General features: G+C 37.0%; 10 protein-coding genes. 6 read left to right on the top strand and 4 right to left on the bottom strand.

Annotation, left to right across the window (positions count from 1 at the left end; all coding sequences use genetic code 11):
- Positions 1-136 precede the first annotated feature (136 nt).
- From gyrA to ACFIK1_RS06985, 4 genes are read left to right on the top strand one after another with little or no spacing between them, the layout of a single operon-like run.
- Positions 137-2,920, top strand: coding sequence for a DNA gyrase subunit A (gyrA, locus tag ACFIK1_RS07000; RefSeq protein WP_375662434.1), 2,784 nt, complete (start codon positions 137-139; stop codon positions 2,918-2,920).
- Between the two features lie 24 nt (positions 2,921-2,944).
- The gene (gene coaD / locus ACFIK1_RS06995; protein ID WP_375662433.1) at positions 2,945-3,451 is read left to right on the top strand and encodes a pantetheine-phosphate adenylyltransferase; all 507 of its coding nucleotides are present in this window, start codon (positions 2,945-2,947) and stop codon (positions 3,449-3,451) included.
- A 2-nt stretch (positions 3,452-3,453) separates the two neighbouring features.
- Complete coding sequence (locus ACFIK1_RS06990) at positions 3,454-4,047, top strand: peptidylprolyl isomerase (RefSeq protein WP_375654998.1); 594 nt, start codon at positions 3,454-3,456, stop codon at positions 4,045-4,047.
- A gap of 18 nt (positions 4,048-4,065) precedes the next feature.
- The gene (locus ACFIK1_RS06985; RefSeq protein WP_375662432.1) at positions 4,066-4,578 is read left to right on the top strand and encodes a peptidylprolyl isomerase; all 513 of its coding nucleotides are present in this window, start codon (positions 4,066-4,068) and stop codon (positions 4,576-4,578) included.
- A 305-nt stretch (positions 4,579-4,883) separates the two neighbouring features.
- On the opposite strand, the gene ACFIK1_RS06980 is transcribed toward ACFIK1_RS06985, so the two are convergent.
- Positions 4,884-5,006 carry a hypothetical protein gene (locus tag ACFIK1_RS06980; RefSeq protein WP_375662431.1) on the bottom strand — a complete coding sequence of 41 codons (123 nt, stop codon included), beginning with the start codon at positions 5,004-5,006 and terminating at the stop codon, positions 4,884-4,886.
- A gap of 1,008 nt (positions 5,007-6,014) precedes the next feature.
- Between ACFIK1_RS06980 and tgt the strand changes: the two genes are divergently transcribed.
- Both tgt and ACFIK1_RS06970 read left to right on the top strand, forming a co-directional pair.
- Complete coding sequence (gene tgt, locus ACFIK1_RS06975) at positions 6,015-7,133, top strand: tRNA guanosine(34) transglycosylase Tgt (RefSeq protein ID WP_375634460.1); 1,119 nt, start codon at positions 6,015-6,017, stop codon at positions 7,131-7,133.
- Between the two features lie 1,211 nt (positions 7,134-8,344).
- Complete coding sequence (locus ACFIK1_RS06970; protein ID WP_375662430.1) at positions 8,345-9,544, top strand: MFS transporter; 1,200 nt, start codon at positions 8,345-8,347, stop codon at positions 9,542-9,544.
- 42 nt (positions 9,545-9,586) lie between these two features.
- On the opposite strand, the gene ACFIK1_RS06965 is transcribed toward ACFIK1_RS06970, so the two are convergent.
- From ACFIK1_RS06965 to ACFIK1_RS06955, 3 genes are all read right to left on the bottom strand, one after another.
- Complete coding sequence (locus ACFIK1_RS06965) at positions 9,587-11,014, bottom strand: MFS transporter (protein WP_375662429.1); 1,428 nt, start codon at positions 11,012-11,014, stop codon at positions 9,587-9,589.
- 123 nt (positions 11,015-11,137) lie between these two features.
- Positions 11,138-12,352: an NADP-dependent isocitrate dehydrogenase gene (locus ACFIK1_RS06960; protein WP_375662428.1), complete on the bottom strand. Its 1,215-nt coding sequence runs from the start codon at positions 12,350-12,352 to the stop codon at positions 11,138-11,140.
- A gap of 889 nt (positions 12,353-13,241) precedes the next feature.
- Positions 13,242-14,160: tyrosine-type recombinase/integrase (locus ACFIK1_RS06955; protein WP_375662427.1), on the bottom strand; the 919-nt coding region annotated here is incomplete at its 5' end.

Here is a 14,160-nt window from a genome sequence, read left to right as displayed (position 1 = left end):
GTAATTTTAACATAAATTAATAACATATTGAAAAATATTGTTAAATGACTTTTTGTCATGGGGGAGAAATTAGCATTTTGGTGTATTTTTCGATATAAATAAAGTGAAATGATTCTTTTTTGAAAGTTTTAAAATTGTGACCGATCTTACTCCACACCCAGAACGTGATGTGCTAACAGGTATTGAACCAATCAGTATTATTGATGAAATGCAACGCTCCTATCTCGATTATGCGATGAGCGTGATTGTTTCACGTGCACTCCCTGATGTTCGTGATGGTCTTAAGCCTGTTCATCGACGTATCCTTTATGCTATGAATGAGATGGGGCTTTCTTTTAATAAGTCATATCGTAAATCTGCTGGTGTTGTTGGTGAGGTTATGGGGAAATTCCATCCCCATGGTGATGCTTCAATTTATGATGCTTTAGTGCGTATGGCGCAGGACTTTTCTTTAAGAAATCCATTGATTGATGGTCAGGGAAATTTTGGTTCCGTTGATGGTGATCCACCCGCGGCTATGCGCTATACTGAGTGTCGTTTAGAAAAAGTTTCAGAAGAACTTTTAGCTGATATTGATAAAGATACTGTTGATTTTCAGGATAATTACGATGGGCGTGAGCGTGAACCGGTTGTCTTGCCAGCGCGTTTTCCCAATCTTTTGGTTAATGGGTCAGGGGGGATTGCTGTGGGAATGGCAACCAATATTCCTCCCCATAATCTTGGTGAAGTCGTTGATGGTTGTATCGCTTTGATTGATAATCCCGATATCACACTCGATAAAATAATTGAAATTATTCCTGGTCCGGATTTTCCTACAGGGGGTATTATCCTTGGCCACTCTGGTGTTCGTGCAGCTTATGAAACAGGGCGTGGCTCAATCATTATGCGTGCTAAAGTTGAGATCGAAGAAATTCGCAGTGGTCGACAAGCAATTATTGTGAGTGAGATCCCTTATCAAGTTAATAAGGCAACAATGATTGAGAAAATGGCTGAATTGGTGCGCGATAAACGCATTGAGGGAATCTCTGATTTGCGTGACGAATCTGATCGTGATGGATATCGCGTTGTTATTGAGCTGAAGAAAGATGTTGTTGCGGAAGTTGTTTTAAACCAATTATATCGGTATACGCCGCTACAAACTTCCTTTGGTTGTAATATGGTTGCTTTGAATGGGGGAAAACCCGAACAGATGACGTTGCTTGATATGCTTCGTGCATTTGTTTCTTTTCGGGAAGAAGTTGTCAGTCGGCGAACAAAATATCTTTTGCGTAAAGCGCGTGAGCGAGCACATGTTTTGGTTGGCCTTGCCCTTGCTGTTGCCAATATTGATGAAATTATAGCGCTTATTCGCAAAGCTCCTGATCCGCAGACAGCACGTGCACAGTTAATGGAGCGACGCTGGCCAGCGATGGATGTCGCGCCTTTGATTAAACTTATTGATGATCCTCGTCATATTATTCATGAGGATGGTACTTATAATCTCTCTGAAGAACAGGCGCGTGCTATTTTAGAATTGCGTTTGCAACGATTGACAGCCCTTGGGCGTGATGAAATCGCTGATGAATTGAATAAAATTGGTGTGGATATTGCTGACTATCTTGAGATCTTGGCATCACGTGTACGCATTATGTGTATTGTTAAGGATGAGTTGAGTGCTCTTCGTGAGGAATTTGCAACGCCGCGACGTACCGTATTTGGTTTTGGTAGCGCTGAGATGGAGAGTGAAGATCTGATCGCATCAGAGGATATGGTGGTAACGGTAAGCCATAGTGGCTATATTAAGCGTGTGCCTCTTAATACCTATCGTGCACAGCGACGTGGTGGTAAGGGGCGTTCTGGTATGTCCACGAAGGATGAGGATTTTGTAACGCGGTTGTTTGTTGCCAATACGCATACTCCGGTTCTTTTCTTTTCATCACGTGGGATTGTTTATAAGGAAAAAGTTTGGCGACTGCCGCTGGGGACACCCCAATCGCGTGGGCGGGCTTTGATCAATATGCTTCCCTTACAACAAGGTGAGCGTATTACAACGATTATGCCTTTGCCTGAAAATGAAGCGAGCTGGAGTGCATTAGATATTATGTTCGCGACAACACGTGGAACTGTGCGTCGTAATAAATTATCAGATTTCGTTCAGGTTAATCGTAATGGTAAAATTGCGATGAAACTTGATGAAGAAGATGAAATTCTTTCTGTTGAAACCTGTACAGAACATGATGATGTTGTTCTAACAACAGCCAATGGACAATGTATCCGTTTTCCAGTTGTTGATGTTCGGGTCTTTGCTGGGCGTAATTCTGTGGGAGTTCGTGGTATCAATTTAGCTAAAGGCGATAAAGTCATTTCGATGACAATTTTAGAGCATGTCGAGGCGACGTCCATTGAGCGTTCTGCTTATATTAAACGTGTAATGAATGAACGGCGTGCTTCTGGTGCAGATGCTGATATTGAAGATATTATAACTCTTGATGAGGAAGATGGGGGTGCTGAAACAGAGTTAACAGATGAACGTTATGCAGAACTTCATGCACGTGAACAAATGCTTTTGACGGTGAGTGAGTTTGGTTATGGTAAACGCTCTTCTTCCTATGAGTTCCGGATTTCGGGACGTGGCGGAAAAGGGATTCGCGCAACAGATCCATCTAAAACAGCTGAAATTGGTAAATTAGTAGCGGCTTTTCCGGTGAAGGCGCAAGATCAAATTATGTTGGTATCAGATGGGGGGCAGCTTATTCGTGTCCCTGTTGAGGGAATTCGTACTGCTGGGCGCTCAACTAAGGGCGTTACGATTTTTAATACAGCTGAAGGTGAAAGAGTCGTATCGGTTGAACGTATTTCTGAACCTGAAGATGATACGAGTTCATTAGATGATGAAAGTGTGAAGCATTCTGATACGATTGATATGAGCGAAGAAAAATAATTTTGAAGAGGAAGGAGTAAAATCATGAAAATTGCTCTTTACGCAGGTTCATTTGATCCTCTTACAAACGGTCATCTTGATGTTTTAAAAGGGTGTTTTGTGTTAGCTGATAAGGTGGTCGTCGCTATAGGTATACAGGCTGACAAAAAAACACTCTTTAGCTTTGAAGAGCGTGTTGATTTCATTATGCAGGTAGGGAAGGACTTATTTGGTGCAGATTCTAATCGATTGCAGGTTCTTTCATTTAGTAACCTTCTCATTGAGAAGGCGCGTGAAGTTGGTGCTTCATTTCTCGTTCGTGGATTGCGTGATGGTACTGATCTTGATTATGAAATGCAAATGGCAGGGATGAATGGCAGTCTGGCTCCTGAATTGCAAACTGTTTTTTTGCCGGCAAGTGTTTCTGGGCGTGCGATAACTTCTACATTGGTACGCCAAATTGCCTCTATGGGAGGTGATGTGACACCATTTGTACCGCCCAATGTTGCACACGCTTTAAGCTTGAAATACCAATCTTTTAAGGGAGAATAAGTGTGTCTCGTAGAATTTTTGCTGTTTTGATATGTGTATTTTGTTTTTTTTCATTGTCCCCTGTCGCTGGTAATCCTAGCCCAGCAAGTGATGCAAGCCTTCTTGTTTTATCTCTCAACAATGGTGATGTTGTTATTCGTCTGCGTCCTGATTTGGCGCCAAAACATGTTGCGCAAATCAAAAGATTAACAGAGGAAGGGGCCTATAATAATGTTGTTTTTCATCGTGTAATTCCTGGCTTTATGGCACAAACTGGTGATGTAGAATTTGGAAAAAAGGGCAGTAGAGATTTTGATCTGAAACGCGTTGGTATGGGTGGCTCAAATTATCCTAATATACCGGCAGAGTTTTCAAAACAGCCGTTTAAGCGTGGTACAGTTGGGATGGCACGATCACAAGATCCGGATTCCGCGAATTCTCAATTCTTCATTTGTTTTGATGATACTGCTTTTTTAAACGGTCAGTATACGGTTGTTGGAGAGGTTATAAAGGGGATGGATGTTGTTGATAAAATAAAAAAAGGTACGACAAGTAATAATGGATCTGTAAAAAATCCTGATGTTATTAATGCTGCTACTTTACAAGTTGAGAAATGAATCAAGGGAGCTTTCCATATGGCTGAGAATAAAAATCCAGAGAATACTTTAATTCTTGAAACAACAAAGGGCAGAGTTGTTATTGAGCTTTTTGCTGATTTAGCACCTTGTCATGTTGCACGTATTAAAGAACTGGTACGTGAAGGTGCTTATGATAATGTTATTTTCCATCGCGTTATTGATGGTTTTATGGCGCAAACAGGGGATGTGCAATTTGGAAAGAAGGATAGTGATAAATTCGATTTATCACGTGCTGGTATGGGGGGGGCAGAAAAAACAAATTTAACAGCAGAGTTTTCAAATCTTTCTCATAAGCGTGGTACAGTTTCTATGGCACGTAGTCAGAATCCAAATTCTGCTAATTCTCAGTTTTTTATTTGTTTTGCAGATGCTCCGTGGCTTGATCGTCAATATTCCATATGGGGACAGGTTGTTGAAGGTATGGAAAATGTTGACAAAATTAAACGTGGTGAACCTGTTGCAGATCCAGATTCAATTACCAAAGCCGTTATTGCTGCGGATGCAAAATAGTATAAATTATACTGACTTCAATTGTAAGTTTCTAAGAAAAAATACTCTTTTCTGATCAATAAAGGCACACAAAACTATTTTGTAGTATCACGCTTACCTTTTATAATTTCGAGCTAAGAATTGTCCATATATTTACTTCAATCGGATCTTCCTGAAGAGTATAATGTAAAGGATTTGTACAAACACCTGTCAGAATAAGAAAACGCAAAGTCTGTTATGTTATGGTTTTTGTTTGGAAAAGTGTTTTATAAAAAATTCAGCATTTCTCTTCAATTCATTGTTGGTCTATTAATGGTTTTATGATGTTACTTTCCTGGGAGAGCGTGTGCTTTTGTTGCTGCTTGTAAATCAACATCCAATCCTAATGCAGCAGCACACATATTAATACGGATAAGAGCCTTACTAGCTGCTCCAGTTTTGCCTAGCAAGGTGGAAAATCAGCGTTTATGTATATTGGTGTAATCTTTAAAATAAGAATTAATCTTAGAAGAATATAATAAAGGCGCAGAAGTGAAACAAATGGCTAGTCTTGCCATCTCCTTTTTAATTCAACTTTACTTTTTTTTAAGTATCTAATGCAATATCTTTTAAATAATGAAGATTATGCATGGACTTACGCTTTTATTTTTCTCGTTTTTTAATAGAGGAACGCTCCAAATAGAATATACTTAATGTTGCACATTTACGTGTTTTTTAAGAAGCATTTCTCAGTACATATCAACATTCACTTCCATAATGACGTTCGTGGCGTGTATAGTTTTAAAGCTATAAATCTATTATGCACCACCATCTTTAAAGCTTGTGAAGGAGCAAGAGGGGGCCATCATACGCTTTTTCAGCCTCTAATGTTACGATAGAGCTTTTGATATTTGAGAATCTTTACAAAAAGCATTTTTAGTTTTTTTAAGTGTTTTTACACGTTAATTCCTTTTGTGAATTATCTCAAGTGCCAAGAGCTATCTCAATATTGTAAGGGGATAAATGATTATGCTCATTTGCGCTTTTATTAAGCGTGGGGATCGCCGTGCTCAGCAGATGAAAAATTTTTATCTGTAAAAGTAAACAATATTGTAGGCTGTACAATGCGTTCAGAATTTTCTTCTATGCGTACAAAGTTATTGCTTATGGAAGTATGTGAAGATGAGATTATTGTGATAATAATTTTGTAGTTCTATCAAGGCTTTAGTGCGTTAAGCGTAGGTATTTTGAGGTATGATATTATAAGGATTTTACTATTTTTCTGGAGCTAGATTATTACTTTTATTATGGTGATTTCTTAACAAGAAATGTTCTTTTATCTCGTTTAATTTTTTATGCTGGTTACAATATTGAGCGAATCAAAAATTAATTCATAAAGCTTATGACAATGCTCGTAAGGGGATATCTTTTTTCTTTCTATAGAGATATGCAGTGATGGAATCAAAAAGACGAGAGTTATGATAAAGACATTTCATTATAGAAAAATTGCTCAAGATGGGTATGCACGTCGAGGCGAAATTATAACGGGGCGAGGATGTGTTCGTACACCCGCATTTATGCCTGTTGGAACGGCAGGAACCGTTAAGGCTATGTATATGGATCAGATACGTGATCTTGGTGCAGATATCATTTTAGGGAATACTTATCATTTAATGTTACGTCCAGGAGCTGAACGTGTTGCGCGTTTGGGAGGATTACATGAATTTTCACGCTGGAGCGGACCTATTTTAACCGATTCTGGTGGCTTTCAGGTTATGTCATTGGCGGGAATCCGTAAAATTACTGAACAAGGTGTGATTTTTCGCTCTTACATTAATGGAGCTTACTATGAAATGAGTCCAGAGCGTTCTATCGAAATTCAAGAACTTCTTGGTGCGGATATCCAGATGCAGTTGGATCAATGTATTGCGTTACCTGCAACTGAAAAAGAAATGGAAAAAGCTATGGAACTTTCATTGCGGTGGGCGCAGCGTTGTAAAACAGCTTTTGGAGATCAGCCCAATAAAGCATTGTTTGGTATTGTTCAAGGTGGTGATAATATGAAACTACGTGAACGTTCTGCTCAAGCATTAAAAGAAATGGATTTAAAAGGTTACGCTATTGGAGGGCTTGCTGTTGGTGAGCCGCAGAGTGTTATGACAGCAGTATTGGATACTACTTGTCCGATTTTACCAGAGGATAAACCACGCTATCTTATGGGGGTAGGGACACCTGATGATATTTTACAAAGTGTTGCTCGTGGTGTTGATATGTTTGATTGTGTTATGCCGACGCGTGCAGGACGTCATGGTTTAGCTTTTACCCGCTTTGGTAGAATTAATTTGCGTAATGCGCGTTATGCAGAAGATCCACATCCTCTTGATCCGCAGTCACTTTGTCCAGCAGCACATGATTATAGTTGTGCTTATTTGCATCATTTGATCAAATCTGGTGAATCTCTTGGGGGGATGTTGTTGACTTGGAATAATCTTTTTTATTATCAACAACTGATGCAGGGAATTCGTGATGCCATTGAAGAAGGCTGTTATGCTGATTTTTGCGCTGAAACGCGCGCTCTATGGGCACAAGGACGCTAAAATATTAATCGTAATATAGCGTTTCATTTTTTTATTGAATTTATTCTTGCATTTACAAATTTAGCTAAAAATATGAAATTAGAAACACCTTCCAAAATCATAAATTCCACTATCCTAAGATATAGAAGTGCGGTTTTATAGGGCATATATTCTTTTTCTAATTACTATATAAAACAGAAACTGTTACTCCGGTACGCGCTACCTGATCCGGAGAAAAACAGTTTATTTCTGTTTCTGATGACTGTTTAAAGCAACAATGTTAATGAGGCGTTAGCGAACTCTTAAAGAAGTATGAAAATTGTATTTTTATGAGATAATTTGTGTTTTTTATTACTAAAGGTAAAGAATAGGTTATATACAATCGAATAGATAAATTTTTAGAAAATTAAAATAAAACTAAAATAAGATTACAACATTTTAAATATTATAATTATATATTTTATGTCATAAAAAATTAAATATTAATCACGATAATTAGCACATTTATAAAATATCGATGAATATATTGAGATAAAAATTATTATATTTGTTTTATGCTCTGTTTATAGAATTTATCTGAAAATAAGTACAATATATTTACGTGAATATTTTAATTTAAAGATAATGAGTTAGATATCTGATGCGATTCCTCTGTTAGAGGAGGGAGGGGTAAAGATGCCTAAAAGAGGATATTTAATAAATCTAGAAACCAAGTACTATTATCATGAGAATTTTTAAAAGAATCTATAATAATTTATAAGAATGGCGTAAAGTTGAAATTATAGCTTATCGATTTGGAGGATCTGCATTCAGGTAGCAAAAACAAAGAAACAATAAGTTTTGGAGAAGTTTAATCCTTATATCAAGATAATAATGAGATGTGGTTCACTTGTTTGAAGTGCATTATTCGACAAATTTTAGAATTATTTATAGGGTATAGTATATAGTTGCAAAAAAAGGTTTCACTGTAAAATTGGAACTGCTGAAAATAGGAGACAAAGTTTATTATTTGGCAGATCTGATAAAAATAGGTGAATACGTTTATAACCTTGAGGGTTTCAAAGATTTTCCATTAAAGAATCTTACCTAAAGCTTCATAAAATGCTTTATATATCAAAATATTTCTAAAACTTCATTGGGGACTATTGGGCATGCGTATAACAATGTTTTGAATTTTTGTTTGTGTGTATTACAGATATCTACAGTTAAAACTCCTATCCAGAAGTGATGATATGAGGGATTCTTATAAACAAAAGGTTCTTGCATTGGAAATTGATTCGAGAATACGGCGTTTAATAATTTTAGCTCTTGCCGTGGGGAGTTTTGCTATTGGTACTGCAGAGTTTGTTGCAATGGGGCTACTGCCAGAGATGGCACGAAGTTCATATGTTGATATTCCTACCGCTGGTCAATATATTTCTGCTTATGCATTAGGAGTTGTGATTGGAGCACCTCTTTTAGCTGTGGCAACAGCTCAGGTATCACGCAAAACTGTTTTGATAGGATTGATGCTTTTTTATGCTTTAGCAAATATTGCTAGTGCCTTTGTTTCTGATTTTAGCATATTAGTAGTATTACGCTTTCTCAGTGGACTTCCCCATGGAATCTATTTTGGACTTGCGGCTATGGTTGCCTCTTCAATGGTAGAAATGAAAGAACGTTCTAAAGCTGTTGGATATGTTATGCTTGGCTTAACAATTGCAACCGTTTTGGGAGCACCCAGTGCTACTTGGATTGGTCAACTTATTGGTTGGCAGATTGCTTTTGTCCTTGTGGGTATGATTGCTTTATTATGTTGTTTGCTTATTTGGAATTTTTTACCTTGTGATTTAAGTTTTCCAAAAACGAATCCTTTGCACGAAATGGGTGCATTAAAGCAAAAGCAGGTGTGGCTTCTTTTGTTGATGGTTTCGGTGGGAGCGTCAGGATTATTTTCTGTTTTCACTTATATCAAGCCAACGTTAATGCATATTTCTGGTGTTTCACTTGAGTTGGTACCATTTATCATGCCGTTAGTTGGATTGGGTATGGTGGTAGGAAATCTCTTGGGGCCTAAATTGGCCGTTAAAATTGGTATTTCGCCGATGATATTTTTTTCTATGCTTTGGAGCGTATTTGTTTTTTTTCTTTTTTTCTTTTTATCCTATGCTCCGTTAACAGCGGCAATAGGATGCTTTTTTGTTGGAACTTCTTTTGCTGCTATGCCTTCTATACAAACAAAAATTATGGATGTTGCACTACAGGGACAGATTTTGGCAGGAGCATTAATGCAGTCTGCTTTTAATATTGCTAATGCTCTTGGTGCAGAATCTGGAGCATTAGTTTTAAAATTGGGCTATAGTTATGAATATACAGCTATTTTAGGAAGTGTTCTAACTTTGTGTGGATTAGTGATTTTTTGCGTCTCATGGTATATGGAAAAGCATGCTTAATACTTTTCATTTTTTTAATGAAGAAGGTATTTTTATGTTTATTTAATTATTGGAATGTCCTGTTGGATTTTTTAATATGCAGTAAGAAATGCGCAGCGCTAATGGAATAGCAAAACACAATAAAAAACCAATGAGCACTATAAGAAGAGTTTTTGCTGCTAAGATCATTCCTATTGTTCCTCCAGGATTAAAGAGACCGGCAAGATTGGTTATCACTCCGGCTAGAGTTGCACTCAATGCAGCTGAAAATAGTTGTACGGAGGTAAGGGATTCACTGGCACGTAGAGCATCTTCATCATTTGTACATTGCAAGATCCGTGTGAGCAAATGTGGCCATGCTATGCCCGCACTGATTCCAATAGAAAATAGTGCTAAGCAAATAATAAAAATATATTCGAGTGTGGAAACTTCTGTTGGGATGAGCCATAAAAGAATCGCTATGCCTAACAGTTTAAATAGGGGCGAGTATATAATGATGTTGCGAATTTTTTTTGTGGAGACAGCAGCACTTGAGAGGGCTCCACACGTCCACCCTAGGCTCATAAGTGCTGCTATATAACCGGCTATAAGGGGAGCTTGTCCATGAAGCTCTTGAAGAAAAAGTGGTAAATAAAGTTCTATACTGTACACGACTGTTGTCATCACGAGTATTAATGCGTAAACGGGAAAAATTTCAGAAGAGAAAGAAAAGGATTTGCGCGGCAACATAGGATGAAAGCTATATGATTCGATTTTTGCTAGAACAAAGAGAAGACTAAGTCCGATAACTAATCCGCAAATTTTTGCCATTGTTGTGTTCATAGCTCCTCCAACAGAAATGATAAAAATCAATAAGGTGAGTATGAAAAGCTGGAGAAGAGGGAGGGGGGATGTTGGAACATAGTTTTCATTCTTTTTAGGTAAAACTCTAAGAGCTATGAGCAAGAAGATTATCGCTAATATGCCGATAACCCAAAATGATGCTCTCCATACGCCATAATGTACAGAAATGCCACCGATAGCTGGTCCTAACAAGGTTGATATTCCCCACATTCCAGAGATAACACTTAATGCGTGTGACCATAAAGAGGGGCTGAAAATAATACGTACCATGGAATAGGATAGAGATAACAAAGAACCACTTCCCAATCCTTGAATAAAGCGTCCTATTAAAAATAATGACATAGACGAAGAAATGCTGCAGAGGAAAGTGCCTAGGGTAAAGATAAGTCCAGAGATAACATAAGCGTTGCGAGGACCTAATTTTCCTAATATTTTTGTTGCAAGTGAAGTACCAAGGAGTGAAGCTGTAATAAAGACAGTCGCTACCCAAGAATAATATATCTCACTGCCAATATGATTCATAAGGGAGGGTAAAATAGTAATAACAATATAGACGTTGGTGGCGTGTAATACAACACCACCTGTAAACGTTAAAAAGCAAAGACCATTTTTACCTAATAAAAGCGCAGACCAGCTTTGTTTTTTCACTGTTTTTTGCTATTTAATTTAATAAAAATTTACCCTATTTTTACTTATAAGGTACTTCTTTGAATTTGCCAAGAGAAATTCAAAGCTCTGTTTAGAGCTTTGAATTTTAATTTAAGTAATAACTTAATTGCCCATTGCTTTTTTGAGATTCTCATCAATTTTTTCGAGGAAACCTGTTGTAGAAAGCCATTTCTGTTTAGGCCCAATCAAAAGTGCGAGATCTTTAGTCATAAAACCCTCTTCGACGGTTTTAATACAAACTTCTTCCAATGTCGCGGAAAAGCTTTTTAATTTCTCATTGTTATCTAGTTTAGCACGGTGTGCCAGTCCACGCGTCCATGCGAAAATAGATGCAATAGAATTTGTTGATGTTTCTTCGCCTCTTTGATGCTGACGGTAATGGCGTGTTACGGTGCCGTGTGCTGCCTCTGCTTCAACAATTTTACCATCTGGTGTCATAAGAACAGAAGTCATGAGACCGAGAGAACCAAAGCCTTGGGCAACAATATCAGATTGAACATCACCATCATAGTTTTTACATGCCCATACATAGCCTCCTGACCATTTAATTGCAGAAGCAACCATATCATCAATGAGGCGGTGTTCGTAATATAATTTACGATTTTCAAATTCAGTTTTAAATTCCGTATCAAATATTTCTTGAAAGATATCTTTAAAACGACCATCGTAAGTTTTTAGAATGGTATTTTTTGTTGAAAGATAAACTGGGACATTCCTTTGTAGTCCATAATTAAAGGATGCTCGAGCAAAATCACGAATTGACTCATCAAGGTTATACATAGCCATAGCAACCCCTGCGCTTGGGGCATCAAAAACATCATGTTCAATAACTTGATTGTCATCACCTACAAATTTAATACTTAATTTCCCTTTTCCTGGAAATTTAAAATCTGTTGCCTTGTACTGATCACCAAAAGCGTGACGTCCAATAATAATTGGCTTTGTCCAGTTAGGAACAAGGCGAGGGACATTTTTACAGATAATGGGTTCGCGAAAAATGACTCCTCCTAAAATATTGCGGATTGTGCCATTAGGTGATTTCCACATTTTTTTTAGGTTAAATTCTTTAACGCGTGCCTCATCAGGTGTGATGGTTGCACATTTTATACCAACCCCATATTTTTTGATAGCATTGGCAGAATCGATAGTGACCTGATCATTGGTTGCATCACGATTTTCGACGGAAAGATCATAATATTTGAGATCAATGTTGAGATAGGGATGGATTAATTTATCTTTGATATATTTCCAGATGATACGGGTCATCTCATCCCCATCAAGTTCAACAACGGGGTTTTCTACTTTGATCTTTGCCATTAGAAGTCCTTTTTTTTAAGCGATACTACTTTATAGCATTTTCAAGTTTATAATGAAAAGTAAAAACAAGGGAAAAAAGCACTCAAATATGATCTTTTAGAATCTATGATCAATAGAGTGTAAATTTTGTTGGAGGGTTTAATTTTTGAAAAGAAGTGATGTGTTTGCAAATCTATAATTATTCTATGATTGATGAAGAATCTGTTTAATAGATAAGGTAGTTAGATCACTGGGGGTCAAGGATTATGCATTTTTATTATCAGAGTTTCCATTTAATAAGTTGATTGTATTCTAAATTATAGTTTCTTGATTTGTTGTGTTAGGTGAATAAGAATCTATTTTTATATCGCATTTCAATTCTAAGATTACGGTCTGTTTGTTTATAGAAAAGTTTAATGTGAAAAGGCACCGTAATTAAAAATGCTTCATATAAGATGTGTTTTGGGGTGAATTTTAGTTTTGAAGGTTGGAAGAAACGTATAAATGATGTGGCTGGTTTTAATTTAAAAATTAACGGTATACGCAAGAATATGGCTTATAAACTCACCGGATCACGAGCTAGAACCTTCTAATTTTTATATTTTATCGATTTTTATTGTTATTAACTTTGCGCAGTAAAACACTATCCTCGAAATGCAACAAAGAAATCAATTATCTAATGATTCTTGTATCTTTTTTACGAAGAGATCCCTTTAAAAATCTTATTCCCTCGTTTTTATTTATGCATTCCTCATTTTTAAGAATACGAATAAAATGAATGTATTACACATAGAAAAAAGAATTATGGTACGCCCAAGGGGCGGGTATAGAGTAAATAAAATCAAAGAATTATATAGAATATAAGGGAATTAATGAATTTTGATTCTATTACGTTTTTTTGTCTCTGCCCCTAACTTTTTTGGAGCTTTTTTATAGCTTCAAGAGCTAGTCTTTTACGATCTGCACTCTTTGTATAAAGGGATGCCATCTGATCTTCTGTCCAGCCAAAAATTGCTTTCAATTGTGATACTGTTGCTCCAGAATTAGCTGCACGTGTTGCGGCTAATTTTCTTAATCCATGCGCCGATTTTTTAATTCCAGCCGCATTACAAGCGTCTCTAAATCCATTCCCAAAGCTTTCTTTGGTGAATTTTTGATTCACTTTACTACAGATAAATGTTTCTTCTCCAATAGGACCAGTTTCAAGCGTTTTAGCTAATTCCGGTAAAATGGGAAGAAAAACATCTGTTTGGAATTTACTTTTCTCTGTTTTGAGATGAATAATATTGTCTTTGACATCTTTCCAGCCAATGCGTACCGCATCACCACGACGCAAGCCCGTATATAAAAGAACATCAATCCAGACACGTTCATGGGTACCATGGGACCATCTTTGATAATATTTCTCAACATCTTCTTCTGTCCAAACAGGAAAGCCGCTTTTATTTTTAAGAGGAGGTTTTTTGACGCCTAAAGCTGGATTATTTTCCAAAAGACCTTGATCAATTGCCCAATTAAAAAGTCCATTAAGGGCTTTCAGAAAGTTTCTAGCCATTGCTGGTGTTTCTTTGCGCCGTTCAACACCGGCTATGATATGTTTCTTTTCAATTGCTTGGTATGGAATATTTCCTATGGAGTCGCATATCTTCATAAGAATGTATTCTTTTTGTTTCTTTGTAGTATTAGAGTAGCTATGCCAATTAGAGCTGTTAAAGTATTGTTTAAGCAGCCATGCAAATGAACCTTCAACAAGTTTACCAGTTTTTGATTTAGGAAGTATAAGCCCTTGTAACTCGGCAAGTGCGCTTTTGTAGTTATCAACAAACTCT

The sequence above is a fragment of the Bartonella sp. OC16QHHD genome, assembly GCF_042194035.1.
Classification (GTDB): domain Bacteria; phylum Pseudomonadota; class Alphaproteobacteria; order Rhizobiales; family Rhizobiaceae; genus Bartonella.
Note: the sequence above shows the minus strand (reverse complement) of the source record. Positions and strands in the feature narration are given on the sequence as shown.